Below are 26,509 nucleotides of genomic sequence, written 5' to 3'. Positions count from 1 at the left end.
CTTGGATCGTAATGAGGTAGGTTGTGGTTCATTATCCATATTCAAAAGGAAGGAAAAAAACAATGTATTTTCAGTTGACCCAACAGATGATTAAATCGTTGTGCGGCCCGCTTACTTATGAAAAAGGAGAAGCCTACTACCATGCCAGAAAAGTGATCTTGACGAATTACGACCCCGAAACGTCTATATATGAAGCTACGGTTAAAGGAAAGAGCAGCTTCCAGGTTACCGTCAAAATCAATCAAAATGGGGATGTGGATGCGGAATGCACCTGTCCCACGCTTGATTCTTATGATAATAATTGTCAACATATCGCTGCGGTCTTATTGAATATCATAGAGATTGAACAAGAGGGATTCTCGGAAGGAACCGGATATGTCGAACCACGATTTGCCGTTTCTGCACCTAGACCATCTGGGATAATGTCAGAAGATATTCAACTTACCAACAGCGTGATGGAACTGTTTGGTGGCAAGCCGCTTCGTCCGAGGAGTACCCGTGCTCTCTTCGATACAAGGGTACTCCTTGATGTCGAGTTTACCTGCAGACCCTTCGCCTATGGTCATCGGAAGTACATGTTCGCCATTGAAATTAAGGTTGGGCCTAAAAGACTGTACACTATACAGAAAATAAGAGAATTTCTCGACCATATCGACCGGAGAGAAGCGTATACATTTTCCAAGCACTTCACTTACGATCCCGACCTGCATAGCTTTTCAAAAGAAAATGATGCGGTCATGCGGCAGTTAATTCAAATTTATCACAACGAAAACGTGTACACTGAAACTGCAAGCCTTTCTTCCGTTCATGCTAATAGTATTAGCGGCGATCGAATGCTTCTGGTTCCTCCTTTCTCATGGGAATCCCTTCTTCCCTTGCTTGCCAAGGCTCCATCAGTACAACTTGAGCAGGGTGATAGCAGATTCAATGGGATCCATTTATCAGACGAACCAATTCCGCTCCATTTTGAGTTCGATCAAGCCCAGGACGAAGGCTATCAATTGGACGTTCAAGGTTTGGAGAGGATTATAGTTATGGAATGGTATGGGGTTGTCCTCTCCGAAGGAAAGCTTCTGAAGCTGCCAGCCGATCAGTGCAAGCGTCTCTCGCAGCTGAAGCAAATGCTCGAAACTTCTCGCAAGCACCAAATCCAGATTCCGAAGGAGCAAATGGAACATTTTATGGAGAGGGTAGTACCCGGTTTGATGAAGTTGGGCAGCATCCAGGTCACCCAAGCCGTTTCTGATCGCATCATGCAAACACCGCTAAAGGCCAAGCTATATTTGGACCGGGTGAAGCATCGACTACTTGCCGGACTGGAGTTTCGATATGGCGATATTGTCATCAATCCGCTAGAAGGACATGATCAGATGCGCGGCACGGATCGCATCCTCATGCGGGACGGGGAGCGGGAGCGACGAATCCTAGAGCTTATGGAGCAAAGCTTGTTCTCCAAGACGGAAAGTGGATATTTCATGCATGACGAAGAAGCGGAATACGATTTTCTGTACCATGTCGTTCCACAGCTGGAGAAGTTGGTGGAGGTATATGCCACTACCGCCGTGAAAGTAAGACTTCACACGGCACATGTGACCCCGAAGGTGACTGTGGATATGGCAACACGACCCGATTGGCTGGAATTCCAGTTCGAAATGGATGGGATTCCTGAAGAGGAAATCCGCAATCTGTTGAAAGTCCTCGAAGAAAAGCGCAAATACTACCGGCTGCCGAACGGAGCGTTATTACCGCTGGAAAGCGCAGACTTTCAGGAAATCATCCGTTTCATGAACGGAATGGGCATTCATAAAGAGGATGTGAAGGGAACGAAAATTCGCCTTCCATTGGTCCAAGGACTACATTTGGTGGATTCCGAGAGACAAGGAAAAGCCGTCAAGCTGGGTAAATCGTTTTGCCGGCTCTTGGAAAATATGCGGAATCCGGACAATCTAGATTTCCCCGTACCCGACACTCTGGAACCCATACTTCGGGATTACCAGAAGTATGGGTTCCAATGGCTAAAGACGCTCGCCCACTACCGTTTCGGCGGCATTCTAGCAGACGATATGGGGCTAGGCAAGACACTGCAAAGCATCGCTTTTATCGTATCGGTGCTACCTGAAATCAGAAATCAGAAGCTGCCGACGCTGATCGTCTCTCCCGCTTCTCTCGTGTATAACTGGAAAAATGAGCTGAAGAAATTCGCACCCGAGATTCGGGCTATCATCGCCGACGGCAGCAGAGAGCAGCGCAGCAGTGTTCTGAATGATGTATCCCAGGCGGACGTCATCATCACCTCCTACCCACTTTTGCGTAGGGATATCGAATTGTATGGCGAGCAATCATTCCATACTGTCATCTTGGACGAGGCGCAGGTCTTTAAGAACCACGCCACTCAGACGGCGAAGGCGGTGAAGCAAATTCAGGCCCAATACCGTTTTGCCCTCACTGGAACTCCCGTGGAGAATTCGCTAGAGGAACTATGGTCCATCTTCGACGCGGTGTTCCCCGAGTTGTTCCTTAGTAGAAAGGCATTTAATGACTTATCCCGGGAAATCGTATCCAAACGAGTCCGTCCGTTTCTGCTGCGTCGATTAAAGACAGACGTGCTGAAGGAGCTGCCAGAGAAAATTGAGTCACTGCAAGCCTCTGAGCTACTGCCGGATCAGAAGAAGCTGTACCTGGCCTATTTAGCAGAACTGCAGCAGGAAACAGTGAAGCATCTGAACAAAGGGTTTCAGAAAAACCGGATCAAAATCCTAGCCGGATTGACCCGACTTCGACAGTTATGCTGCCACCCTGCCTTGTTCGTCGAAGGATATGCCGGAAGCTCGGCCAAATTCGAGCAGCTGATGGAAATTGTGGCGGAATGCCGAAGCACGGGGAAACGGGTTCTGATATTCTCACAATTTACCGAGATGCTGGGCCTGATCAGGCGGGAACTTGGTTATCTAGGAGTACCGTATTTCTACCTGGACGGCAAAACCCCTAATTCCGAGCGTGTTCAGCTGTGCAGCAGGTTTAATGAAGGCGAACGGGACTTGTTCCTCATCTCATTAAAGGCCGGCGGTACCGGGCTGAACCTGACCGGAGCGGACACCGTTATTCTGTACGACCTATGGTGGAACCCCGCCGTGGAGCAGCAGGCAGCTGATCGTGCACATCGCATTGGACAGAAGAAAGTAGTGCAAGTGATTCGCCTCGTCACCCAGGGCACCGTGGAAGACAAGATGTACGAACTTCAACAGAAAAAGAAAAACCTCATTGAGGAAGTAATCCAGCCTGGCCAGCAGGAATTGTCCACCCTGACCGAGCAAGATATCAGGGAAATTCTGATGATATGATTATATACGGATACCTTTAGTCGGTCTTTTTGTTTTATTGATCTTTTAGCGATACGCTCTTATTATATTTGAAGTGGGATTCCCATACAAAAGCTATTGCTCTTGCGTCATGACGAAACTATTGCCTTCACTGTCCTTAAAGATGGCCTGTATCCCCCATGGCTGAGGCTTCGGAGGTTCGATAAATTCCACCCCTCTGGACGTAAATTCATGGTAGGTTTTTTCAATATCATCGGTGACGATTGAAGCCATCGAGAAGCCGCCAACCCGGTCTTCCATGCCAGGTGGGGTGAAAAGTACAAACGCGGTTTCTCTCTGCGGCCATGCCACCTCAATCCATCGCATTCCATTCCCAAACGGTTGATCGGTGAGAACTTCACATCCAAGTTTTTCTGTGTAAAATTTTAAGGCCCTGTCTTGATCGGCTACCGGGATCGTGCAAAATTTAATTTTTAGCATATGTATCCTCCTCGTACTATAGCTTTACCCATTGTACACATATTGGATACTTTTTCTCCATGCAAAGGCAGACAAACCCCTTTTCTGAACGGGTACGATCCAAAGGGGGCGATGCAACAAGGTTTGATTTCTTGTATAATAATGGGAAACAATAAGTTCTAATAGTATGTCGGGGAGGTGGTTAAAATGGCAAGCAAGGTTGGGTTGCCAGAATCCGCAGCGTCTCATGCAAAGCCTGGTATTGGAGGCGATACTTTGCATGGGGCGGACATTTATTTAAAATAAAATCGCCCAAGTGAGCATAGATCATTTCTAATATTTTGGCTTTGCACCTTATTTTCATTCTTAACTAATGAATAAGGGGCTGGCAGAAATGAAATATGTAAAAGCAACCGAAATTTTACCTGAAGATTTGATCGTAGAGATCCAGAAGTATGTCCAGGGAGAAACCATCTATATTCCTAAACAAAAAACGACGTATCGAAAATGGGGCACACTTTCTGGAGGAAGAAAGTCCATTGATGACAGAAATGCCGATATAAAAAACGCATTTAAAAGCGGCAGCACGTTTAATCAATTAGCGGCGGAGTATTTCCTTTCGGTAGAAACGGTCAAGAAAATTGTTTATTCCAAATAAATAGGTGTGGCACTGTAGCACTGACCATCTTAAGAAGAGAGGATCAGTGCTTTTTATATGCCGAGTTTGGTTCTTACTCATCTTCCACATTTCGTAAAAGAAGCGAATCCTTTAAACTGAAAAGGGAAGAAGGAAGTACCAAACGAGTTTGGAGGGAAGGATATGGTTGAACCATTTATTCGCAATCATCACTATAACTTTATTAAGAAGCAAATGCAGATCGTACAGCACGCTTCGAACACGGTTCCTGATCCAACAATCATTCAAGCAGTAAAGGATAGTGCGCAATCTAAAGTAATCGAAATATTTTCTGATGTTCCAGATGCCCAAAAACAAATCGTAGCAAGAATTTCTGCTTTAAAAACAGTTGAAGAGTTTCAGGAATACCTGAGTTCTTTGGTACCCTATTTAGCAGAATTCCCTCAAGTGACGGAAAAGCAGGTAAAGAAACTATTTCCTAAGAATAAGAAGTTGAAGATGCCTGATTTAGCAACGACCAATTTCCGTCCCTTAACCTATCTTGGCTGGATTGATATCTCAACAAATAAATGGTTTATGGTTTATGATTTGGACGGAAATGTTGTGGGGGTCGAAGGCAAATTTACACTGACAAACAAGAAAGATATGTGTTCATTATGTAAAGGGTATGGCGAAGTGGCTTTGGTTTCAGCGATATCCAAATCAAGGGCCTCCCATTCACCTGATTATTATAAAGCCGTTGGTAATTACATGTGCATGAACAGCCTTGAATGTAACAAGAATATTACGAATGTTGCTGATTTAGAACGATTCATTCACAATGTTATCGGCTGAAAAAGCAGGCTGAGACCGACCTTGAATATTCGGTCTGTCTGTCTTTATTGCGTTGGACTTGTGGTTATTCCTTTGAGAAGATCGGCTACAGCGGTACGGCTCAATTTTTGGTGGCCCGCTTTTATTGCATCAAGCGTAGCGTTGGCCAAAACAAGAGGAATTTGGCAAAAAGTAAAAATGGGTCCACGTTTTATGCCTTTTAGATAAGTATCCGCTAAGGCCAGGTTCCGCTTCGCATACTCGAACATGTCGTCCAGTTCCCATCCATCTGGCCAAAAATTGACCCCGCGGGATAAATCTTCCGTACGATTTCGGATAATATTCACAGCCTGCAGGCCTCGTCCAAAAGCAACGGCGAGTTCGCGGTCGGTGTCAACCTCCTCATGCCATTGCCAAATGTCTGCAAGAAGCAGGCCAACCAACCCTGCGACATAAAAGGTGTAATCATTTAAATCCTCTTCACTCTTAATTTTCCACTGCTTAGAAACCCATTGGGCCATCCCCTTGGACATTCTTGCTGTTGCCATTTTTACGTTTGGCAACATGGATACCGGACACAGGCTTGCCCAGTCTGCCAGCCGTAACGTCACCTCCGGCAGGACAGACTTGTATGGTTCAAATAGAACGTTTAATTTATTGTTCAGATTAGATTCCTCGATAACCAAACTTATCGTATGTAACAAGTGAATTTTTACATCGGATGGAAGTTCCGGGTGATCTTCTATCTCGTCAATAGCCCGCATACATAAATACGCTGCCGCGACAGTTTCCTTTAATTTTGATGGCAACAGGCTAATCGGAATAAAGAACGTCCGACTGGTATGTAATAACATGTCCATGGCCTCTTTGTGCAAACTGGATGTGTCTTTCATGGGAAAACGCTCCTTTTCTTTAGCAAAAAGCCGATCTTCTTAGGTGTGCCCTTGCATATAAATCTTTATAATAGTTTGTGCAGTTGGGCGGCCCTCATTCTTCATGCTAACCCGCTTCACCAGCGCGTTTTTGTTCCACGAATGCAGAGAATGTTTAATAATTACCCTTGCACTTGTATCCGAAACATGGTTAAGTCATAATTTGTGCCAGAGACACAAATTTCATCTGAACCTATCAGTAAGCACATGTCAATTTTTATACTATTACATTAACATGGTATGTGGAGAGAATAGGGATGAAACGGTGGGTTATTGTGACAATTTGGACCTTGTTACTGGTTTTAGGGTGGAAAAAATGATAAAACAAAAGCCCATAGCTAACCCAACTATGGACTCTGGTTTTCAAATGGAGACTAGAAACTAGATTAGGAGTGGAGAGCTAACGTCTACTATCGTTAGCAAAAAATATTATACCACTTCAGAAAATCAAAAAGCCGTATTCAGAAAACGGTCACTTAATGTTCAAAAAATCCCCGATTGTCATTACAAGATGAAGAGGAGAAATGAAAAATGAAATCGCTCCAAGATAAAACCAGCGAATCGAGTAGTTTGGAAGATAAGAGGATGGGCAGCCAACCGGTTTGGCGTTCCATGTTTAACTTTCTTATACCCATGATATTTAGCAATGCACTTCAATCAATCGGCCAGTTGGTTGGCAGTGTCGTTGTTGGCCGTTGGCTTGGCGTAGATTCCCTAGCTGCCATTTCGGCCTTCTTTCCTTTGTTCTTTCTGCTGGTTTCTTTCACGATTGGAGTAGGATCTGGCAGTGCAATCTTGATTGGTCAAGCGTATGGTGCACGGAACGAGGAGAGGTTAAAAGCAATCGTCGGCACAACGCTCACGTTCACTTTCTTTTTGGGATTGGTGCTATCCATAATTGGCGGTCTATTTACCTGGGATATCCTGCGGTTAATAGGCACACCGGAAAATATTATTGCCGTCAGTGTTCATTATGCACGCATCTTATTCTGGTCTATGCCTGTTATGTTCCTTTATTTTGCCTACACCACGTTTATGCGCGGTATAGGTGATTCTAAGACACCGTTTTACTCGCTTATCGTCAGCACGGCAATAAACATAGGGATGCTGCCTCTTCTCATCTTTGGGTGGATAGGTTTGCCCAGGCTAGGTGTGTATGGATCAGCATACGCCTCGGTATTTTCAATCGTCGTAACATTTATCATCTTGCTGGTCTACCTGCGAAAAACAAAGCATCCGCTGCAGTTTGATGCATCTGTTGTTCAGTGCCTTCGCATGGATTGGGGACTGTTAAAATTATTATTGCGCCTTGGCATCCCATCAAGCATCAATATGATCCTGGTATCACTCGCTGAAATTGCCGTGATAACGTTTGTGAATCGCTTTGGTTCTGACGCTACCGCAGCTTACGGTGCAGTAAATCAAGTGGTGAGTTACGTATCAATGCCAGCAGTAAGTCTGGGTATCACCGTCTCTATATTTGCCGCACAGTCTATTGGAGCAAACCAGTTTGACCGGCTCAGGCAGGTCATTCGGGCGGGCGTGGTGCTCAACTATGTAGTGGGCGGCATTTTAATCATACTCGTCTACCTCTTCTCTCAGGACATTCTCTCGTGGTTCCTAACGAGTAAAGGTACGCTTGATATCGCCCATCGTTTACTCATGATTACCCTTTGGAGTTATTTGATCTTTGGCCATACAATGATCATTGCCTCAACGATGCGTGCAAGCGGAACTGTACTCTGGCCAACCGTATTTAGTGTCCTGTCGGTTTGGTGTGTTGAAGTTCCTGTGGCATACGTACTTTCAACTCACACGAGTCTCGGGATACAAGGAATATGGATTGGTTACCCGGTCGCTTTCCTCGTAAATCTTATTTTGCAATTTTCGTATTACCGTTTGTCATGGAAGAAGAAGCGAATTACCCGTATGGTTGAATGAAAAGGTAAATAACGAGTGGTCAGCCTAACCTTAAAGCGGGTTAGGCCAGGGAGGGGAAAAAATGAATGCCGTGCCCAATATTGCCGAAGTAGCTGCGCTTATCGCAGATTCTTCACGAACAACTATTCTCTTTAGCTTGATGGATGGAAGAATGCTGCCGGCGAGTGAGTTAGCCCGCAGAGCTAAAATTTCACCACAAACGGCAAGTGCCCACCTGGCTAAGCTAGTAAACGGAAAATTGCTAGATGTTGAAACGAACGGGCGGTACAGGTACTACAAATTAGCAAATGCAGAGGTAGCCCATGTGCTTGAAGGGATGATCAGCATTGCTCCGGTTAAAAAAATCACCTCACTTCGGGAATCTGAGCAAGTAAAAGCTCTCAAGTATGCACGAACTTGTTATGACCACTTGGCAGGTTTGGCCGGTGTAAAGTTAACGCAATGCATGCTGGATAATGGGATCATTTTGCCTGTCGAGAAAGATTTTACAGTAACCAAGCAAGGGGAAGATTTCTTTGTACGGTTTGGCATCGACATACAGGTCTTAAAGAAGAGTAAAAGGGTATTTGCCCGTCAGTGTCTTGATTGGAGTGAGCGGATGCATCACTGCTCAGGAATTTTAGGTGCAGCCATAACGAGGCAATTATTTGATTTGGGTTGGATTAAACGAGTGCCGGACACCAGGGCTGTACAGGTGACACGTGAGGGGTATAGTGGGCTATATCACACGTTTGGCATGAAATTGGAAGATAAAATAGCACACTTCGACACGCAGCGAACCTTTTAGTGGCTACAATGGAACTGACCACTAAATTGGAGAAGGGGAGAAGCGTTATGAACCAGCAAACTCAGTTTCAGCGCACTCAAACTGTCCAGCCGACTATTCTATATTTCGGCACACCAACCGTATTGCTCAACACCTTAAATGAAGATGGAACCACCAACATCACACCCATGTCATCTGCCTGGTCTTTAGGGAAATGCCTTGTACTGGGCCTTGGTATGGGTTCTAAGGGATTACAAAATATGCAGCGGCACCCCGAGTGTGTTGTAAATTTACCCGATCCTTCCCTTTGGAAAAATGTTGAGGCGCTGGCTCCTCTAACGGGTCTTAATCCAGTACCCAATCATAAGCGGGGCAAATTTGTTTTTGAGAAGGATAAGTTTGCAGCTTCCGGATTAACACCCGCAGACTCTCTTTGTGTAATGCCCCAAAGAATTTTAGAATGCCCTCTGCAAATTGAAGCCAAGGTAGCTGATATTCGAATGCCAGACCATTCGCCTTTTGCCATTATTGAGGTGTTGTCTGTTCACGTCCATGCCCATGAAAATATTGTAATCGATCAGCATCACATTAACCCTAAAACGTGGTCTCCGCTCATTTACAACTTTAGACACTATTTCGGCTTAGGCGATGAACTGGGTAAAACATTTCGTGCTACAACCTAATGTGCAGTTTTTCATCTTGCTATTGTGTTTTATCCTGATTTCTTGTATTGTAGTTGTATGAATATTGAACTAAAAGCAGAAGATGATATGCGAGTCAAGATTTTTAAGGCTTTGTCAGATCCTACACGAATTGAAATTATTCGTACACTATACACGGTGAATAAAGAGATGGCTTGTGGGGAGGTAGGCGAATATTGTTCCATCTCAAAGTCCAATGCTTCTTACCATTTCCGAACGTTGCGTGAGGCAGAACTGATAGAAGTGCGAAAAGAAGCCCAAACCAAGTACACCAAGTTAAATCAAGGTACGTTTCACAAATACTTACCAGGATTCCTGGCGACTTTGTAAAAAATCCAGGATCCCTTTTTTTCATCATTAGTTCAATAGTTATTTAACTACTTGATAATAAATGAATGGATGGAGGGTGTATGATGAAATTGCTTAGTTTACTTTTTTTGATTATGTTTCTGATTGGAACGGATACTTTTCTTATTTCACCTCTTTTGCCTATGCTGAGGGAAGGGTTTCATATCACTGCGGAAGCATCCGGCTGGATGGTGGGGGCTTATGCGATTGGCTATGCGGTGTCTGCTCTCATCTCAGGGCCTCTTTCAGACGGCTGGAATCGCAAGAAAGTAATGGCCTATGGAATGTTGGGTTTTACAGTCTTTACGTTTTTGTGTGGCTTAGCAACAGGTTTTTGGTCCATATTTCTTTTTCGGGCATTGGCAGGAATCTGTGCCGCCTGTGCTGCTCCTCAAGTCTGGGCCACTATCCCCGCTATCGTCCCGCCGCAAAAAATCATAAAATCAATGGGAATCGTAACGGCAGGCCTTGCTGTTTCCCAAACAGTTGGGGTTCCAATCGGTACGTATTTGGCTATTCGGTCATGGTCAACGCCATTTTTTATTATCGCCGCTTTTTCTTTAATACTTGTCTTGCTAATCGTTTCATTTGTTCCAAATATTCCACCGGCCGCGCAAGATAAGAAGCATTCGTTACTGGAGCGGTATGAAACGCTTCTCAAAGAGAGAAAAGCCCGACGAACATTTCTTGCATACTTTATTTTTCAAACGGGAAACTTCGCCGCATTTACGTTTTTAGGCAATTGGCTTGCGGATAAATTCACAATGAGGGTAGATGAAATTGGCAGTGTTCTGGTATTTTTGGGGCTTGGCAATATAATTGGCAGTTTCTATGGCAGTATGGCTGTTAAAAAAATCGGCCAGCACGCTTCTCTTGTAATCGGAATCATTTCCATAACGATTCTCTATCCGGTAATCTCTTATGCCCCTTCGGTTGTCTACGTAAAGATCGTCTATTTTATCATCTTTTTAATTACGGGTACCATATTTCCAGTTATGATGGCATTGTTGCAGTCACTATCTCCTACGGCTCGGGGTACAATTGCTGCCTTAAGCAGTGCCCTTATGTATGGGGCAACAACGGTAGGTGCTTATTTAGCCGGATTATTTTATGGACATTTTAGTGGCTTTACTTCGGTTTGCCTATTTACCGCCGTTTGTTATCTGATTTCAACTTTTCTGTGGGTGAAAAGTACAGTGCTTACAGCTGAACCGTTGCAAGCGAAGATAAAAGAAAATTCGAATGTACAATAAATGCGTTATCTCCAATATAAAATAGCCGATACTCCACTGTTTAGGAGTATCGGCTAATCTTTTTTTTTAAAACTTATTCGAAGACACGTGCACAGATAATCATCTATGCTATCCTAAATTACTTATTTAAAATGCTTTCTTCTAAAACAGAAAATTTATCACCATATACTTTGACAATATGGTTTTCTCCCCAGGAACAAAGAGAGTCCAAAATGTCTTGTAAACTCCAGCCATATTCGCTAAGCTCATACTCCACTTTGGGAGGAACTTCATTATAACTAATTTGATTGATGATTCCATCTTGTTCCAATTCCTTTTACCACACTGATGTTATGTAGATACGTCCTAGGAGAGATTCAATTATTTGAAGGGAGGATCAAATAACCATGGATAAAAAACGAAGTACTTTGGCGCTGCTGGCATTGGCAGTGAGCGCATTTGCAATAGGAACAACAGAATTTGTCAGTGTCGGGCTGTTGCCCCTTATCTCTCAAGATATGCATGTTTCAGTTACGACAGCGGGTTTAACCGTCATTGCTGCTTTTTCACATGGTGTAATGGTGTACAAATGCCATGGTTTGGTTTGGGAGTATTTAAAGTAGAAGAAGGCCCGGAACTTGTGAATGCGGTAAAAACAGCGATCAAGCATGGCTATCGCAGTATTGTCACCCTATGGTTAATCAAGTAGAACACCATCCACGTTTAACCCAAAAGGAACTGCAAAATTTCTGCAAGGACAAAAGCATTCAATTTGAAGCATGGTCACCGTTAATGCAAGGACAATTACTTGATAATCCGGTGATAAAAGAAATCGCAGATAAATATCAGAAATCTGTTGCCCAAGTCATTCTACGCTGGGATCTACAAAATGGTGTTGTAACGATTCCTAAGTCTACAAAGGAACATCGAATCGTTGAAAATGCGGCGGTGTTTGATTTTGAGTTGAGCATAGAAGATATGGAGCGAATTGACGGTTTGAATCAAAATGAGAGAGTTGGTCCTGACCCGGACAATTTTGACTTTTAAAATAAGGTTGGAGGTTCTAGACACGATTTTTGTTGTCTAGAACCTTTTTAATTGCTTTCTTTTTTGCGAAAGACATATTTCTTTTTAGCTTTGGGCTGTAATAATCCTGTCGATTAAGCCATACGATTTAGCTTCTTCTGCGCTTAAAAATTTATCCCGATCTGTGTCACGCTCAACTTTTTCAATAGGCTGCCCGGTTTGTTGCGATAAAATTTGGTTCAGGTGGTTGCGCAATCTTATAATTCTTTTCGCGCTGATTTCGATGTCAGAGGCCTGCCCCCGCGCACCTCCAAGTGGCTGATGAATCATAACTTCGCTGTTGGGAAGAGCCAATCTCTTCTCCTTCGCTCCGCTTGACAGTAGGAAGGCCCCCATTGAAGCAGCGATACCAACACAGAGCGTGCTTACATCGGGTTTTACATGCTGCATCGTATCATAAATGCCCATTCCGGCTGTAATGGAGCCGCCTGGAGAATTGATATAGAGGCTGATGTCTTTGTCTGGATCTTCCGCCTGCAAAAATAATAGCTGTGCAATTACACTGTTGGCTACGTCATCGGTGATCTCACCAGCTAGAAAAATAATGCGGTCTTTGAGCAGTCGAGAGTATATATCATAAGAGCGTTCACCGCGGCTTGTTTGTTCTACTACATAAGGAATCAGATTCATGTATTTGCCTCCAAGTGTATGTTAGTATAGAGCACCGTCAATTCTGTACTTCTTTTCTAAGTCTGATAATTGACTGGCTATGTACTGGATTTGTATCGGCTGTACAGACATTCCTTCATATGCATTTGCTTCGCTTAATTTTTTTAGACGGGATACTACTTCCTCATCAATGGCTGCATCATCCATTTCATTTTCTGCAACGAGCTGCAAAGGAATAGAACTTGTAACCTGCACAAGCTGGTTTTGCTTATCTTTATAGCTTAAGCTCGCCGTAATTTGAGTTTTCTGGAGTGGAACTTCCTGTTGCGTGTAAATCTCTATCATAATTTCCTCCTGCTGGATAACACTTCCCAACAATATAACCCCCTTTTCATCTTCAAAATAGCCGTTAAGGTTTTCTAAACGGTATACTTCGGGAGGTAAGTGAAGAGTTAGCCGGGCGTTTTTTAAATGATAGGAGGGGGGAGGCGTAATTTGAATCCATACATGATTCATCCCTTCTTCGTTTTCCATTTTGGATTTAGCTAGTCGGATAGTTAGCATCACTGTTTTTCTCCTTTTAAGATTTCAGAAACCGAGTTAATAACTTTTCCCCTGGTTTCTGCCGATATTTTGGGACTTAGCGTAATAAAGACATCATCGCTTATCTTGTGCGTTTCATTTTCAAGCAGGCGTTTGGACTGGTAAAGAGGCATTTGCTGGCTTATTTTTTCAATCGCTTCAAGCGAGAGGGATTGCAGTTTTTCTTGGATCGATGCCAAAGATTCACCGGTTTTTGCCAGAGTGAGAACGGCGCGGAAATAATGAATATGCTTGTCAGTATAGACTCTCTTGTGACCAACGAGCTCCAAAGGAGGGATGACGCCAATCTGGGTGTAGTACCTGACAGTACGTAAGTTTATGTCCTGCCCTTCACTCTGTAAAATATCTGTAATCTGTTTTGCAGTATAAGTATCCATAAGAGGTGCCTCCGTATATACAGTTTACTGTTTTATAATCAGTTAAATGTAACAGTTACAGTATACTGTAACGTATGTATTTTAGTCAACCAAATTTTGGATTTAATTCTGTGCGTAAATGAAAACAAAAAAATGCCGGAAAACATAAACGTTTTCCGGCTTATACTGCCATCTGCTATCAATAAGTTGGCCTCATATCAGTTACCGCACGAACATGCTATGACAACAAGTAGAATAAAGAGCACCAGAATAACTCTAATTTCTCTTCCTTCACCGCAACTTAAACTCATACATCTTACCCCCTGCCCTAAGTTGAGTACATTTCATACTATGTGAATGCCTATAGACCAGTGTTAAGTATGCATCAATTTTTTTTACAAGGAATGGATTTGAACAGGGCGTGAGCAGAAGATACGCTGGCGGTTTTTATCGAAGCCTGGCTGGTTGTGTTTGAACGAACAGAATACGTGGAAATCCCGTATTGATAGCTGCACAGTCACAAGATTAATCGCATGCACATGCAATAATCACGAGCAGGATAAAGAGTACCAGAATTACACCGATTTCCTCACCAAAGCCACCACATGACATATTCATTCACCCTCTTTTTTAGTTATTTGGTATGGTACTACATTATGTAGATGAGACTAGACAAGTGTTAGGCAATGGCCCTTTTTTATATTTGTTAACTTAAATATAGTTGCTTGACATTTGTAAGTAATATCCGTTAATATACTTACATAAAGTTAGTACTAGATAATACTTCATTTAAAGGAGGGCAAAAAATGATCAATCTTGGACTTTTACTTATTCGTTTGGTTATTGGAGTAACATTTATGGGGCATGGGACACAAAAACTGTTTGGCTGGTTTGGCGGCCACGGTTTAAAAGGGACTGCCGGATGGTTAGAATCTATTGGTGTGAAACCCGGTGTTCTCATGGCATTCCTGGCCGGGGCAGGGGAATTTGTTGGAGGCCTGTTGTTTGCTGCAGGTGTTTTAACGCCAGTTGGAGCGGCTTTGATCATCATTACTATGCTTGTCGCGATTTTTACTGTCCATGGTAAAAATGGATACTGGGCAACAGAAGGCGGGTTTGAGTACAACCTTATGCTCATTGCTGTCGCTCTGGGTGTCGCTTTGATTGGCCCTGGTGCTTACACTCTTTTTTAAGCAGGCAACGAAGAGGGACTTCATTTAAGAAGTCCCTCTTCGTTACTACAACTTAGACATTGGTTGCAACAGGTTGGTGCAGCGACTGAAAGGCATGGGCAACACGCAATACAGTATCATCTTCACCATGTTTTCCAACGATCATCATCCCTACAGGCAGACACTCGGATTTTTCACAGGGAACGTTGATTGCCGGATGGCCTGTAACATTGAATGGGGCAGTATTATGAATCATCTCTAAAGCTCTACTAATAATTTCTGCCTTTGAAGCATCTGAAGAAGGAATTTTTGTTGCTTTCATCGGTGTAGTAGGCATAATGAGCACATCGTATTCTTGCAGTGCGTTATCATACGCTTGTTTTAATTTTTGACCCAGGTTTTGTGCAATGGCATAATATTTCCCATTGTATTGCTCTGTCATGTATTGTCCAAGTAACATAGTCATTTTCACGGTTTCTGAATATTCATCTGCTCTGATTTTTCGACCTTTGCCATATGCATCTAAAAGTTTCGTGCTATAATGCCCCTTCCAGTTCGTTCCCATACCATTTCCATTTACCATTAACGAAGTAAGACCCTCTATACCAATCCCATTCCATATGTGAATCCCATCTCGATGCATGGGAATGGAGATTTCATCTACTATTGCTCCGCTAGCCTGTAAAGAAAAGCCCGCTTCCCTTACTACATGGTCCACATCTTCCTCTGACAATCCATCCCAGCCAAAGCCTTCCGTTACGATTCCGATTTTAATATTGTTCGCATTGCCGACTAATGAATCTGTGTACGGTTTAACTTCTGCACCTGATTGCCTTGGATCTAAGCCATCGTCACCTGCAATGACTTCCAGCAACAAAGCGACATCCTCAACCGTTCTGGCAATAGGACCGGTATGATCGATTGTGAGCTCTATTGGAAAGATTCCGGTATAAGGAACAAGTCCGTATGTAGGTTTTAGACCATACAAACCGCACCAGGAGCTAGGCATCCGAATCGATCCTCCCTGGTCACCCCCGATAGCCATATCAATTTCACCCGCAGCAACCAGCGCTGCACACCCACTGGAAGACCCACCTGTTGAGCGAGTAAGATCATGCGGATTTAAAACAGGTCCTGTAGCAGAGGTATGGCTTGTGTAGCTTGTATCATTCCTTGATAGGAAGATAAATCCTCATCCGTTACATTAAGATTAAAACCTTCTGCAATTTTTTTTAATTGTTCAATGGTTGGTTTTTTTACACTCATTCTATTATCCTCCTAAACAAATAAAATAGGTGTTCCCGCAATTTCTCAGTCGTCGATAGAAATATTTATGCTTTTACTACTGGTACTATGCTTTTTTAGTTCATGGTTTAAGTAATAGCTCTTTGTTTTTATTTTAATTTTTTGTAAACTCTAAAGGTAAACTTGTGTTAGGTTGTCTCACGTAAAATCTTCTATCAGTACGTAACAACATGAATTAAGTGATTATAGCCTAACGCAACCGCTAACTTTTAGAATGTAAGTGAATTGCTAGATTTAATAAAAATTATGTATAATGAAGTAGACAGTATAGGTGAAATATTATGTACAATTATACCGACAGAACAGATAGAGAAAAATTTGATAGAATGGGGGCAAAAATTATTTCAGTACATCTTACGAACTATTTGCCTGTTGATACAGAGTATTTCAAGAATGAAGAGCCTGTGGAGAAGTGGATGACCGCTGATCCTTATACGATCAGCCCGGGGGAACCTTTGCGAAAGGCGGTTGCCTTACTTGAAGACCATCACATTGATGGGCTGCCTGTAATTGATGAAAAACGCAAGGTAGTGGGGTTAATTACGAAATCCCGATTAATGAAATGTTTTGTGGATGGGGTTTCACCTGAATCACCGGTTTATGAGGTCATGACTCAATCCGTGATAACGATTGGGAGAGACCATTTAATCTCTGAGGCTTCCCAGATACCTGTTGGAAGGCTGCCTGTGGTCAATGAAGAGGGGACGCTGGTAGGAATTTTAACTCGTACGGATATTCTTCGTTCCTATTCTTATCATCTGGCACGCATGAAGGAGGCCGTGAACGCATCTGAAACATTAAACACTATTTTAGAAAGCGCTTACGAAGGGATCGCGGTCGTGGATTCGGAAGGGATTATCCTCGAATTCAATGATGCGTACTGCCGTTTTTTAGGGAAAAAGAGAGAAGAGGTAATAGGCAGGCATGTCACGGAAGTCATTGAGAACACCCGGATACACATTGTAGTCAAAACAGGTGTGCCGGAAAGGGGCTATATCCAGCGTATTCATGGGCATAACATGGTCGTTCACCGGATTCCGATACGAAAGGACGGCAAGGTGATTGGGGCCATAGGCATGCTGATTTTTGAAGGTGTAACGGAGCTCTATAACATTCTTGGCCGAATGCAAGAGTTATCGCGTCAAGTTGAAAAGAATGCAGTCCCAAGTAAGTCAACAAGCCACGGCTTTGACCGGATTATCGGGCAAAGCGATGAAATGCTTTCCCTCAAAGCAGTGGCCCGTAAAGCAGCCGGTTCCCCTTCTACTATTTTAATTACAGGGGAGAGCGGTACAGGCAAGGAGCTGCTTGCGAATGCGATTCACGAACTGAGCTCGTTTTCTGAAGGCCCCTTCATCAGTATGAATTGTGCAGCTATTCCCGAACAGCTCCTCGAAGCCGAACTGTTTGGATATGAAGAAGGCGCATTTACAGGGGCAAGAAAAGGTGGAAAACCCGGTAAGTTTGAATTAGCCCATAAGGGGACCCTCTTTTTGGATGAAGTGGGTGATATGTCGCCCCTGATGCAGTCGAAGATTTTACGCGTCCTTCAGGATCGAGAGGTAGAACGTGTAGGCGGTGTGGCCAAGCACCATGTGGATGTGAGGATTGTAGCGGCGACCAATCGCCCGTTGGAAGAGATGGTAAAAGAGGGAAAATTCCGCGAGGACCTTTACTATCGGCTCAACATTATTCGTCTTCGTATTCCGCCATTGCGCCAGCGCAAAAGTGATATTCCAATGCTTCTTCTACACCACCTTGAATCATTCTGCAGCCGTTTTGGGATACCTCAAAAATACTTTACGCCTGAAGCGATATCGATTTTGACGAACTATGATTGGCCTGGAAACATTCGGGAGCTTGTGAATGCCGTGGAAATGCTGGTTAGCCTGGTCGATTCACAAGAGATTGGGGCGGGGGATTTACCTTCTCAATATTGCAAGAATGGATCCATTTCTTTAACACCTGTCCAGGCTGTTCTACCGGCTTATCCGGAAGTTAACCAGTACAGGGAAACACCTTTGCACCAGGTGAAACATAAGGTTTTGGAACAGGAGAAGGAAGTTATTTGGATGGTTCTTAGTGAGGTAAATGGGAATAAGGCTGAAGCAGCACGAAGGCTGGGAATTCAACGTTCCACACTGTACGAAAAGCTGAAGAAATACGGATTGATGTGACATAGTGTATGTAGGAATAATCATACATATTCGGACACATTGTGTACGATATAAACTACACATTCATACTAGAAACAGTGATTTTTGGGGATTTGTTAATTGGCACGCTCTTTGCTTATATCTAATAGTATCTTCTGAAAAATATAAGCAAGGGGTGCTTTAAATGAAAGGGTTTACAGAATTTCGCATGCCTCAGGCGGTATTTTACGGCCGCGATTCGCTCACACAGCTGGGAGAACAAGCCGCATTGCTTGGTAAGAAAGCACTCTTAGTTAGTGATCGCGTGATGGAACAGATCGGAAATGTAAAGCGCTGTGCGGAATATTTGCAAGTAAAGGGAATTTCTTATGTGTCTTACCTTGATGTAAACTCTGAGCCTACCGACATTCATGTTTCTGAAGCGCTGAATCTCTGTCTGCAGCATCAATGCGATGTGATTATTGCGATCGGTGGCGGAAGCTGTATAGATGCAGCAAAAGCGGTGTCGGTTTTAGCGACAAACGGCGGGTACATTGGTGATTATATGGGGAGCAAGAAAGCGATCGTGAAGCAGCCCGTTCCTTTAATTGCAATCCCGACAACCGCAGGGACCGGATCAGAAGTTACGAGCGTAACGGTGATCTCGAATACTAAAGATGATATTAAAATGATGATTCGCCACCCAAAATTTATTCCGGCTGTAGCCATTGTGGATCCCATGTTGACTTTATCGATTCCACCGCATGTTACGGCTGCTACTGGAATAGATGCCCTGTGCCACGCAATTGAGGCCTACATCTCGCGCCGGGCGCAGCCGGTAACGGATATCCTCGCATTGTCTGCCATTGAATTAATAATGAACAACCTCCGGACGGCCTATGCGGATGGCAATGATATCGATGCAAGAGAGAACATGGCCTTAGCGTCGATGCAGGCAGGGGCAGCGTTCCCTAATTCATCCGTAACGCTTGTTCATGGTATGTCCAGGCCGATAGGCGCATTGTTCCATGTGCCCCACGGGGTTTCGAATGCCATGCTGCTTCCTGCGGTGCTTGAGTTCACCAGGGAGAGCGCGATTGAAAGGCTCGCAGTGATTGGACGTATTATCCGTCCGGAGTTAAGTGAGTTATCGAATGAAGAGTTGTCGGATGTCACGATCGCTGAGATTAAGCAGCTTTGTCAGGACCTTAATATTCCGAACATGAAAACATGGGGGATTGATAAGGGCAAATTGGATGAGCTCGTGTCAAAAATGGCAACAGACGCGATCGACAGCGGAAGCCCTGCAAATAACCCGAAAGTTCCATCGCACGAAGAAATTATCGAGCTTTACTACCGCTGTTATGATTATGATTTCAGCATTCAAGAGAAAGTGAGCCATTAATAGATAGATTCATTCATAGACTTTCATTTTCAATAAAAAGGAGAATAGATATGACGACAAAAACGGAAACGAAGACATTAAAGAACTATATTGGTGGACAGTGGGTGGCTTCTACATCAGACAAAACGGATGCGGTTCCAAATCCGGCAACAGGTGAGACGCTGGCTTATGTTCCGATTTCCAACCGGGCTGATTTAGACCAGGCCGTTCAAATAGCTAAGGAAGCTTTTAAAACTTGGAGTAAAACAGCTGTTCCTAAGCGGGCACGCATTCTGTTCCGCTACCAACAACTGCTTGTTGATCATTGGGACGAATTAGCCCGCCTGGTGACCCAGGAGAATGGGAAGAACTACGATGAGGCTTATGGAGAAGTGCTGCGCGGCATCGAATGCGTGGAGTTTGCTGCAGGCGCACCTACGTTAATGATGGGAACTCAGCTGCCGGATATCGCCACAGGAATCGAATCCGGCATGTACCGCTATCCAATCGGGGTTGTTGGTGGCATTACGCCCTTTAACTTCCCGATGATGGTGCCTTGCTGGATGTTTCCGCTTGCCATCGCGTGCGGAAATACATTTGTATTAAAGCCGTCTGAGCGCACGCCGCTTCTGGCAAATCGCCTGGTAGAATTGTTCTCTGAAGCAGGATTGCCTGACGGCGTTTTGAACATCGTTCATGGCGCACATGATGTTGTAAATGGCATACTCGAAAACCCGGATGTAAAAGCAGTGTCTTTTGTGGGCTCGCAGCCTGTTGCTGAGTATATCTACAGAACGGCCGCTGCCAATGGCAAGCGCGTTCAAGCTTTGGCTGGTGCGAAAAACCATAGTATTGTTATGCCAGATGCGAATCTTGACCTAGCTGTTCAGAACATTATAGGCGCTGCCTTTGGTTCTGCCGGCGAACGCTGCATGGCTTGTTCCGTTGTTGTGGCGGTGGGGGATGTTGCGGATGAACTTGTGAACCGCCTGGTAGATGAAGCAAACCGCATGACGATCGGAAATGGCCTTGATAAAGGTAACTTCCTCGGCCCGGTCATTCGTGATTCGCATAAAGAAAAAACTATCAAGTATATCGAAATAGGAGAAAAAGAGGGGGCTGTGCTCCTCCGCGATGGACGGAAGGATGCTTCTGTAACCGGCGAAGGTTATTTTGTTGGACCTACCATCTTCGATGAAGTAAAACCCGGTATGAAAATCTGGCAGGATGAAATTTTTGCGCCTGTTCTTTCCATTATTCGTGCGAAGGATATCAGCGAGGCGATAGAAATTACCAATCAGTCTGAGTTTGCAAACGGCGCCTGCCTGTTTACAGACAGTGCCAAAGTTATTCGCCAGTTCCGCGAAGACATTGATGCGGGCATGCTTGGTGTAAATATGGGAGTTCCGGCGCCCATGGCTTTCTTCCCGTTCTCCGGTTACAAGAAGTCTTTCTACGGCGATTTGCATGCCAATGGACGCGATGGCGTAGAATTCTACACGCGCAAGAAAATGTTGACGGCTCGTTATTAATTTATTTCTAAAAAAAAATTCTCGGATGGGCCCATTCCGTAGAGTGGGCCCGTTTTTTAAAGAAGGAGGAAGAATATGAGCCTTGTTTTCTTAATTATTGGTTTGGGCCTGCTTATTTTTATGACAATGAAGGGAATTAACATCATTGTTTCGGCGATTGTTGCCACGTCTTTTATCGCACTTACCTCAGCGGAAAATCTAGCAAAAGCCTTAACAGAGACATATATGAAAGGGTTTTCAGGATATTTTGCATCCTGGTTTATTTTATTCCTGCTGGGTGCTATTTTTGGTAAGGTGATGGAGGATACAGGTGCAGCGGATTCGATCGCAACCTGGATTATGAAGGTTCTGGGTCCTAAGGGTGCAGTCATGGCCACTGTGCTTGCCTGCGCAGTGATGACATACGGAGGAGTATCCCTGTTCGTCGTTGGGTTTTCCGTTTATCCTTTAGCTTTATCTTTATTCCGTGGCGCAAATCTTCCGCGCCGGTTTATTCCTGCCGCTCTCGTATTTGGCTCCATCTCATTTACCATGACGATGCCGGGCTCACCGGAAATTCAAAACTTAATTCCGACCAAGTTCTTCCATACGACACCGTGGGCTGGATCCTGGATTGGTATTTTAATGGCTCTATGTATTTTTGTAACCGGTTCCATCTATCTCACTCGTACAGTGAACAAAGCGGTAGCAAGAGGGGAAAAATTCGAAGAAAGCCTGTCTGAGATCGAAGCGGCGCAGCGTGAGATTGCAGCGGCAAGTGGCACAGTTTCTGTTAAAAATCTTCCAAATCCTCTGCTGGCAACCATTCCGCTGATAGGGGTAATCGTAATTCTCGCTGTACTGTCTCAGCATATTGATGCGTCTTCCGCGGCTGTTTATTCGCTGGGTTCAGGTATTTTCCTTGCATGGATCTTGATGTTTAATCATGTTAAGAAATTCTGGAAGTCACTCGCGGATGGGTCACAGGAGGCGATTGTTGCCACATGTAACACGTGTGCTGTCGTAGGCTTCGGCAGCGTTGCGGCGACAACAAACGGTTTTCATCAAGTGGTACAGGCTGTTACGCATATCCCTGGACCGCCGCTCCTTGGCTTAGGCGTCGCAGTCACGTTAATATGCGGGCTGACTGGTTCCGCTTCCGGCGGCCTTGGAATCGCTCTGCCGATTCTGTCCCCTATTTATATGGCGATGGGGATCGATCCTGGGGCAATGCACCGAATCTCTGCGCTTGCTTCCGGTGGATTGGATGCGCTTCCGCATAACGGATATATCGTCACCACCATTCGTGCCATTTGCGGAGATACCCATAAAAGGGCATATGGACCGGTATTCGTTGTCAGTGTTGTAATTACCACGATAGCTATGTTTATCGCTATTCTACTATTTTCATTCTTTAGTTGAGGAATAGAGCCTGCCGTCCTAGTGGATGGACGGGCTCTATTATTATGTAGATAATATTTCGAATAAATAGTATATTAAAATTGTGAGAATAGAAATAGGGAGATGTCAGGAATAAATGTAACTTGCAAGCTTATCATTAAATCGGAATATGAGGAGGCAATAGGATGAAGCTGCAAAGCAAAGCAGAGGATGTAATCGACAAAGACCGGCAGTATCTGTGGCATCACATTGCGCCGTATAACGAGGCGAACCCTCCAACGGTGGCGGTTGAGGCTGAAGGCTCATGGATTACGGACATTAACGGCAATCGCTATTTGGATGCTATGTCTGGACTCTGGTGCGTCAACGTGGGTTATGGCAGGGAAGAATTGGCTCAGGCTGCATACGAACAGTTAAAAACCATGCCGTACTTTCCATTGTCGCAAAGCCATCTCCCTGCTATTGAATTGGCTGAGAAACTGAACGAATGGCTTGAAGGGGAGTATGTCATCTTTTTTTCCAATAGCGGATCGGATGCGAATGAAGCTGCGTTTAAAATCTCGCGGCAGTACCATGAGCAAAACGGTGAATCAAGCCGATATAAATTTATCTCCCGTTACCGGGCTTATCATGGGAATTCCATGGGAGCGCTGGCGGCTACAGGCCAGGCTGTGCGCAAATACAAATACGAACCGCTGGCACCGGGGTTTGTTCACGTCCGTCCGCCTGACAGCTATCGCCGTCCTGCAGGCCAAAGCGTGGAGGAATTCAATTTACAGTGCGCCCAGGCAATTGAAGAAGCAATCATCTGGGAGGGAAAAGAAACGATTGCAGCTGTCATTATGGAACCTGCCATTACTGGCGGCGGGATACTCGTTCCCCAGCCCATTTATATGGAAAAAGTACAGGAAATTTGCAGCAGACATGGCGTCCTGTTAATCATTGATGAAGTGATTTGCGGTTTCGGACGTACAGGCAAAAAATTCGGCCATATGCACTTTAATATTAAGCCGGATATCGTCACAATGGCTAAAGGGCTGACAAGCGGATACCTTCCACTCTCAGCCACAGCGGTTCGCAAAGACATCTACGAATCCTTTAAGAAATCCGAAGAATACGGTCATTTTCGCCATGTGAATACGTTTGGCGGAAATCCAGCGGCCTGTGCGCTCGCGCTGAAAAACCTTGAAATAATGGAGAGGGAACAGCTCGTTGAGAGGGGACGCATACTTGGGGAACGGCTGCGGGAAGAGATGCAGGAACTACAAGATCATCCGCATGTGGGTGACATCCGGAGCTTTGGCTTCTTACTGGGAATTGAGCTAGTAGAAGATAAGGCGACAAAAGAACCAGCATCCCCAAGCAAAGTTGGCCAGGTAGTAGCTGAATGCAAAGCGAATGGATTGATTATCGGTAAGAACGGTGATACGGTAGCAGGGTTTAATAACGTCATCACGCTTTCCCCTCCGTTATCGACAACGGATGAAGAATTAAATTTCATTAGCAATACGTTGAAAGAAGCAATAAACAAGTTAGTTTAAATAGGCGCAAAACGAAAAAGTCCCAAAGTTAAGGGACTTTTCGTTCAAGTAATAGCCCTTTGCCTGATGCGAGTGAACGATAAGTAAATTGCTTTCCAGTGGTTTGTATCGGACTACAGAAAAGGAGGATTTACTTTGGAACAAAAAACAACCCATCTAAAAAAGGATTTACAAATCCGGCATATTACGATGATTTCAATCGGAGGAGTTATAGGGGCGGGACTGTTTATGGGGAGCGGGGCGGTTATTCATTCAGCTGGCCCGGGTTCACTAGTTTCATACGCTTTAGCGGGACTACTTGTTGTATTTGTTATGAGAATGCTTGGTGAAATGTCATCTATTAATCCTACTTCCGGTTCTTTCTCCACATACGCCCGGGAAGCCATTGGCCCATGGGCGGGTTATACGATTGGCTGGCTTTATTGGTTTTTTTGGGTCATTGTCATTGCCATCGAAGCGACGGCCGGCGCAACGATTATACAGTATTGGCTGCCATTGCCTTCGTGGTTGACAAGCCTGGTGCTCACCATATTGTTAACACTAACCAATATATACTCCGTTAAATCATTTGGAGAATTTGAGTACTGGTTTTCCCTTATTAAAGTTGTCACCATTGTCTTATTTCTATGCCTTGGACTCGGTGTTATGTTCGGGTTGATACCAGGTACCGGAACTCCAGGGCTGTCTAACCTGATTGGCAAAGGCGGATTTATGCCAAATGGGCTGGGATCCGTGCTGGTGGGAATTACTGTCGTGATCTTTTCTTTTATGGGAACGGAAATTGTTGCAATAGCGGCAGGGGAGTCAGCGGAACCGTCTAAAGCGATTCGAATCGCTACTAACAGTGTAATTTGGCGCATTCTCGTATTTTATATCGGATCAATTGCAGTGGTGGTCACCTTATTACCCTGGAATTCCGCTAATCTGCTAAAAAGTCCCTTCGTTGCCGTACTCGAGCACGTTGGCATACCAGCGGCCGCGCAAATCATGAATCTGATTGTTTTGACAGCCGTTCTATCATGCTTAAACTCCGGGTTATATACCAATTCCCGGATGCTATTTGGCATGGCGCAGAAGGGAGATGCACCGAAATCATTTTTGAAGGTTAACCACAATGGTGTACCGGTGCGGGCTGTTCTGTTCGGTACAATCTTCGCCTACATTGGCGTAATTTTTAATTATATCTCTCCCGATACTGTTTTCTTGTTTCTCGTGAATGCTTCCGGGGGAATTGCTTTACTGGTGTATCTGGTTATCGCTTTCTCTCATTTAAGGATGCGCAGAAAGATAGAAAGTGAAAATCCAGACAAGCTAAAAGTGAAAATGTGGTTATTTCCTTATTTAACCTATGTCACCATTGTAGGAATCGTGGCTATCTTAGTGGCGATGCTCTTTATAGACTCTATGCGTTCCCAGATGCTGCTTACGTTCCTTATTACGGCCCTCGTTATCGGCTCTTACTTTGTGACGCGAAAAAAAACGAACCAGGAAGCAATAAGTGATAGCATAGAAGGAGCAGAAGCATAACAATGCACGATGTATTCAAGAGAATGTAAACTTTTTTTACCGATGTACTGCAGGAAATGACCGAACTTGTTGAGTTCGGTTTTTTGTTTTATCACCATGTCAGGAACCATTGCCTTTTAAAAGCAAAAGTAATCTATTTAAATGGATTAGGGGATGTGGTAGCTCTTACCGACGGTTCGGGCAATGTGGTTGTGAGCTACACATATGACCCATGGGACAAACCGTAAATAAAACAGGTACCTTGTATAATCCCTTTACGTACCGCGGATATTATCAGGATGATGAAGCAGGGTTGTATTACCTTATTAACAGGTATTACGATCCTCAGGATGGCAGGTTCTTAAGTCAGGACACAATTGAACCTCTTAGTGCAAATCTATATTCCTACACCAGTGATGATCCAGTTAACTTCACTGATCCAAATGGAGAAAAGTATGGATCGCATAATGTGGAAGAATTTACCAATTTAGGTCAAGCTCTTCTTGATATGTATTTGTCATATACGAATAGAAACACAAAAACATTATGGGATATTAAGAAAAATGCTAGAGATAAAAAATCATACAATTTTCACGGACAAAAAGTAATGTTATACCAGGATAATACAAAAAAGGTTATTGGTGGGCTAAAGATACAACTAACCACGCTGGGTCTGCATATAAAGTGTATGAAAAGAGCGGGAACACTTTCATTGGGTTGCTGATGCGGATGCATATGGTAACTTTATTAG

General features: G+C 44.2%; 23 protein-coding genes and 3 pseudogenes. 18 read left to right on the top strand and 8 right to left on the bottom strand.

The window, feature by feature from the left end; genetic code table 11:
- Window positions 1-62: 62 nt before the first annotated feature.
- Window positions 63-3,341, top strand: a complete 3,279-nt coding sequence (locus tag PP175_RS22815) for a DEAD/DEAH box helicase (protein WP_272440502.1) — start codon at window positions 63-65, stop codon at window positions 3,339-3,341.
- A 93-nt stretch (window positions 3,342-3,434) separates the two neighbouring features.
- Here PP175_RS22815 and PP175_RS22810 read toward each other — a convergent pair whose 3' ends face one another.
- On the bottom strand, window positions 3,435-3,800 hold the full coding sequence (locus PP175_RS22810) for a VOC family protein (RefSeq protein WP_272440501.1): 366 nt from the start codon (window positions 3,798-3,800) through the stop codon (window positions 3,435-3,437).
- A gap of 373 nt (window positions 3,801-4,173) precedes the next feature.
- On the opposite strand from PP175_RS22810, the gene PP175_RS22805 reads away from it, so the two are divergent.
- Both PP175_RS22805 and PP175_RS22800 read left to right on the top strand, forming a co-directional pair.
- On the top strand, window positions 4,174-4,437 hold the full coding sequence (locus tag PP175_RS22805) for a CD3324 family protein (RefSeq protein ID WP_272440500.1): 264 nt from the start codon (window positions 4,174-4,176) through the stop codon (window positions 4,435-4,437).
- A 162-nt stretch (window positions 4,438-4,599) separates the two neighbouring features.
- A complete protein-coding gene (locus tag PP175_RS22800) occupies window positions 4,600-5,250 on the top strand; it encodes a FusB/FusC family EF-G-binding protein (protein ID WP_272440499.1) in 651 nt (216 codons plus the stop codon).
- A 44-nt stretch (window positions 5,251-5,294) separates the two neighbouring features.
- On the opposite strand, the gene PP175_RS22795 is transcribed toward PP175_RS22800, so the two are convergent.
- Window positions 5,295-6,122, bottom strand: a complete 828-nt coding sequence (locus PP175_RS22795) for a phytoene/squalene synthase family protein (protein ID WP_272440498.1) — start codon at window positions 6,120-6,122, stop codon at window positions 5,295-5,297.
- Window positions 6,123-6,746: 624 nt separating this feature from the next.
- Between PP175_RS22795 and PP175_RS22790 the strand changes: the two genes are divergently transcribed.
- The 5 genes from PP175_RS22790 to PP175_RS22770 all read left to right on the top strand — a co-directional run bounded on the left by PP175_RS22790 (window position 6,747) and on the right by PP175_RS22770 (window position 11,170).
- Window positions 6,747-8,102 (top strand): MATE family efflux transporter, encoded by a 1,356-nt coding sequence (locus PP175_RS22790; RefSeq protein WP_272443353.1) that lies wholly within the window; start codon window positions 6,747-6,749, stop codon window positions 8,100-8,102.
- A gap of 61 nt (window positions 8,103-8,163) precedes the next feature.
- The gene (locus tag PP175_RS22785) at window positions 8,164-8,889 is read left to right on the top strand and encodes an ArsR/SmtB family transcription factor (protein WP_272440497.1); all 726 of its coding nucleotides are present in this window, start codon (window positions 8,164-8,166) and stop codon (window positions 8,887-8,889) included.
- A gap of 47 nt (window positions 8,890-8,936) precedes the next feature.
- Complete coding sequence (locus PP175_RS22780; RefSeq protein WP_272440496.1) at window positions 8,937-9,551, top strand: flavin reductase family protein; 615 nt, start codon at window positions 8,937-8,939, stop codon at window positions 9,549-9,551.
- A 57-nt stretch (window positions 9,552-9,608) separates the two neighbouring features.
- Window positions 9,609-9,899: an ArsR/SmtB family transcription factor gene (locus PP175_RS22775; RefSeq protein ID WP_272440495.1), complete on the top strand. Its 291-nt coding sequence runs from the start codon at window positions 9,609-9,611 to the stop codon at window positions 9,897-9,899.
- Window positions 9,900-9,979: 80 nt separating this feature from the next.
- On the top strand, window positions 9,980-11,170 hold the full coding sequence (locus PP175_RS22770; RefSeq protein WP_272440494.1) for an MFS transporter: 1,191 nt from the start codon (window positions 9,980-9,982) through the stop codon (window positions 11,168-11,170).
- A 118-nt stretch (window positions 11,171-11,288) separates the two neighbouring features.
- On the opposite strand, the pseudogene PP175_RS22765 reads toward PP175_RS22770, so the two are convergent.
- Window positions 11,289-11,486, bottom strand: a pseudogene (locus PP175_RS22765) (winged helix-turn-helix transcriptional regulator); the annotation flags it as partial.
- 64 nt (window positions 11,487-11,550) lie between these two features.
- Between PP175_RS22765 and PP175_RS22760 the strand changes: the two are divergent.
- A pseudogene (locus PP175_RS22760) lies at window positions 11,551-11,703 on the top strand (MFS transporter); the annotation flags it as partial.
- A gap of 35 nt (window positions 11,704-11,738) precedes the next feature.
- A pseudogene (locus tag PP175_RS22755) lies at window positions 11,739-12,196 on the top strand (aldo/keto reductase).
- An 84-nt stretch (window positions 12,197-12,280) separates the two neighbouring features.
- On the opposite strand, the gene clpP reads toward PP175_RS22755, so the two are convergent.
- Genes clpP through PP175_RS22740 form a run of 3 tightly spaced genes read right to left on the bottom strand, consistent with a single transcriptional unit; the run spans window position 12,281 to window position 13,824 of the window.
- Window positions 12,281-12,865, bottom strand: a complete 585-nt coding sequence (clpP, locus tag PP175_RS22750; protein WP_272440492.1) for an ATP-dependent Clp endopeptidase proteolytic subunit ClpP — start codon at window positions 12,863-12,865, stop codon at window positions 12,281-12,283.
- A gap of 21 nt (window positions 12,866-12,886) precedes the next feature.
- A complete protein-coding gene (locus PP175_RS22745) occupies window positions 12,887-13,408 on the bottom strand; it encodes a hypothetical protein (RefSeq protein WP_272440491.1) in 522 nt (173 codons plus the stop codon).
- Window positions 13,408-13,824, bottom strand: coding sequence for a MerR family transcriptional regulator (locus tag PP175_RS22740; protein ID WP_272440490.1), 417 nt, complete (start codon window positions 13,822-13,824; stop codon window positions 13,408-13,410). Before PP175_RS22740 ends, PP175_RS22745 begins: the two co-directional genes overlap by 1 nt.
- A 785-nt stretch (window positions 13,825-14,609) precedes the next feature.
- On the opposite strand from PP175_RS22740, the gene PP175_RS22735 reads away from it, so the two are divergent.
- Entirely contained in the window at window positions 14,610-14,996 is a 387-nt protein-coding gene (locus tag PP175_RS22735) for a DoxX family protein (RefSeq protein ID WP_272440489.1), read from the top strand.
- A 52-nt stretch (window positions 14,997-15,048) separates the two neighbouring features.
- On the opposite strand, the gene PP175_RS22730 is transcribed toward PP175_RS22735, so the two are convergent.
- Together PP175_RS22730 and PP175_RS22725 are read right to left on the bottom strand one after the other, a co-directional pair.
- Window positions 15,049-16,161: an amidase gene (locus tag PP175_RS22730; RefSeq protein ID WP_272443352.1), complete on the bottom strand. Its 1,113-nt coding sequence runs from the start codon at window positions 16,159-16,161 to the stop codon at window positions 15,049-15,051.
- Window positions 16,098-16,241 (bottom strand): hypothetical protein, encoded by a 144-nt coding sequence (locus PP175_RS22725; protein ID WP_272440488.1) that lies wholly within the window; start codon window positions 16,239-16,241, stop codon window positions 16,098-16,100. The genes PP175_RS22730 and PP175_RS22725 overlap by 64 nt, the downstream gene beginning before the upstream one ends.
- Before the next feature lie 455 nt (window positions 16,242-16,696).
- Here PP175_RS22725 and PP175_RS22720 point away from each other — a divergent pair, with 455 nt between their 5' ends.
- The 7 genes from PP175_RS22720 (at window position 16,697) to PP175_RS22690 (ending at window position 26,482) form a co-directional block, all read left to right on the top strand.
- A complete protein-coding gene (locus PP175_RS22720) occupies window positions 16,697-18,457 on the top strand; it encodes a sigma-54-dependent Fis family transcriptional regulator (protein ID WP_272443351.1) in 1,761 nt (586 codons plus the stop codon).
- A gap of 163 nt (window positions 18,458-18,620) precedes the next feature.
- A complete protein-coding gene (locus PP175_RS22715; protein WP_272440487.1) occupies window positions 18,621-19,820 on the top strand; it encodes an iron-containing alcohol dehydrogenase in 1,200 nt (399 codons plus the stop codon).
- 50 nt (window positions 19,821-19,870) lie between these two features.
- Entirely contained in the window at window positions 19,871-21,331 is a 1,461-nt protein-coding gene (locus tag PP175_RS22710; protein ID WP_272440486.1) for a CoA-acylating methylmalonate-semialdehyde dehydrogenase, read from the top strand.
- Window positions 21,332-21,406: 75 nt separating this feature from the next.
- Window positions 21,407-22,732, top strand: a complete 1,326-nt coding sequence (locus PP175_RS22705) for a GntP family permease (protein WP_272440485.1) — start codon at window positions 21,407-21,409, stop codon at window positions 22,730-22,732.
- A gap of 164 nt (window positions 22,733-22,896) precedes the next feature.
- Complete coding sequence (locus PP175_RS22700) at window positions 22,897-24,252, top strand: aspartate aminotransferase family protein (RefSeq protein ID WP_272440484.1); 1,356 nt, start codon at window positions 22,897-22,899, stop codon at window positions 24,250-24,252.
- A gap of 135 nt (window positions 24,253-24,387) precedes the next feature.
- A complete protein-coding gene (locus PP175_RS22695; protein ID WP_272440483.1) occupies window positions 24,388-25,779 on the top strand; it encodes an amino acid permease in 1,392 nt (463 codons plus the stop codon).
- A 211-nt stretch (window positions 25,780-25,990) separates the two neighbouring features.
- Window positions 25,991-26,482, top strand: coding sequence for an RHS repeat-associated core domain-containing protein (locus PP175_RS22690; RefSeq protein ID WP_272440482.1), 492 nt, complete (start codon window positions 25,991-25,993; stop codon window positions 26,480-26,482).
- Window positions 26,483-26,509: the final 27 nt, after the last annotated feature.

The sequence above is a fragment of the Aneurinibacillus sp. Ricciae_BoGa-3 genome, assembly GCF_028421645.1.
GTDB lineage: Bacteria > Bacillota > Bacilli > Aneurinibacillales > Aneurinibacillaceae > Aneurinibacillus_B.
Note: the sequence above shows the minus strand (reverse complement) of the source record. Positions and strands in the feature narration are given on the sequence as shown.

What these genes read in the sequence shown, in the direction of transcription:
- PP175_RS22790 (WP_272443353.1), top strand. Translation starts at nt 6,747, where the DNA reads ATGGGCAGCCAACCGGTTTGGCGTTCCATGTTTAACTTTCTTATACCC.
- PP175_RS22725 (WP_272440488.1), bottom strand. Translation starts at nt 16,241, where the DNA reads ATGAGTGTAAAAAAACCAACCATTGAACAATTAAAAAAAATTGCAGAA.
- PP175_RS22745 (WP_272440491.1), bottom strand. Translation starts at nt 13,408, where the DNA reads ATGCTAACTATCCGACTAGCTAAATCCAAAATGGAAAACGAAGAAGGG.
- PP175_RS22805 (WP_272440500.1), top strand. Translation starts at nt 4,174, where the DNA reads ATGAAATATGTAAAAGCAACCGAAATTTTACCTGAAGATTTGATCGTA.
- PP175_RS22785 (WP_272440497.1), top strand. Translation starts at nt 8,164, where the DNA reads ATGAATGCCGTGCCCAATATTGCCGAAGTAGCTGCGCTTATCGCAGAT.
- PP175_RS22720 (WP_272443351.1), top strand. Translation starts at nt 16,697, where the DNA reads ATGACCGCTGATCCTTATACGATCAGCCCGGGGGAACCTTTGCGAAAG.
- PP175_RS22715 (WP_272440487.1), top strand. Translation starts at nt 18,621, where the DNA reads ATGAAAGGGTTTACAGAATTTCGCATGCCTCAGGCGGTATTTTACGGC.
- PP175_RS22770 (WP_272440494.1), top strand. Translation starts at nt 9,980, where the DNA reads ATGATGAAATTGCTTAGTTTACTTTTTTTGATTATGTTTCTGATTGGA.
- PP175_RS22740 (WP_272440490.1), bottom strand. Translation starts at nt 13,824, where the DNA reads ATGGATACTTATACTGCAAAACAGATTACAGATATTTTACAGAGTGAA.
- PP175_RS22815 (WP_272440502.1), top strand. Translation starts at nt 63, where the DNA reads ATGTATTTTCAGTTGACCCAACAGATGATTAAATCGTTGTGCGGCCCG.
- PP175_RS22795 (WP_272440498.1), bottom strand. Translation starts at nt 6,122, where the DNA reads ATGAAAGACACATCCAGTTTGCACAAAGAGGCCATGGACATGTTATTA.
- PP175_RS22810 (WP_272440501.1), bottom strand. Translation starts at nt 3,800, where the DNA reads ATGCTAAAAATTAAATTTTGCACGATCCCGGTAGCCGATCAAGACAGG.
- PP175_RS22735 (WP_272440489.1), top strand. Translation starts at nt 14,610, where the DNA reads ATGATCAATCTTGGACTTTTACTTATTCGTTTGGTTATTGGAGTAACA.
- PP175_RS22700 (WP_272440484.1), top strand. Translation starts at nt 22,897, where the DNA reads ATGAAGCTGCAAAGCAAAGCAGAGGATGTAATCGACAAAGACCGGCAG.
- PP175_RS22780 (WP_272440496.1), top strand. Translation starts at nt 8,937, where the DNA reads ATGAACCAGCAAACTCAGTTTCAGCGCACTCAAACTGTCCAGCCGACT.
- PP175_RS22690 (WP_272440482.1), top strand. Translation starts at nt 25,991, where the DNA reads ATGGGACAAACCGTAAATAAAACAGGTACCTTGTATAATCCCTTTACG.
- PP175_RS22710 (WP_272440486.1), top strand. Translation starts at nt 19,871, where the DNA reads ATGACGACAAAAACGGAAACGAAGACATTAAAGAACTATATTGGTGGA.
- PP175_RS22705 (WP_272440485.1), top strand. Translation starts at nt 21,407, where the DNA reads ATGAGCCTTGTTTTCTTAATTATTGGTTTGGGCCTGCTTATTTTTATG.
- PP175_RS22775 (WP_272440495.1), top strand. Translation starts at nt 9,609, where the DNA reads ATGAATATTGAACTAAAAGCAGAAGATGATATGCGAGTCAAGATTTTT.
- PP175_RS22800 (WP_272440499.1), top strand. Translation starts at nt 4,600, where the DNA reads ATGGTTGAACCATTTATTCGCAATCATCACTATAACTTTATTAAGAAG.
- clpP (WP_272440492.1), bottom strand. Translation starts at nt 12,865, where the DNA reads ATGAATCTGATTCCTTATGTAGTAGAACAAACAAGCCGCGGTGAACGC.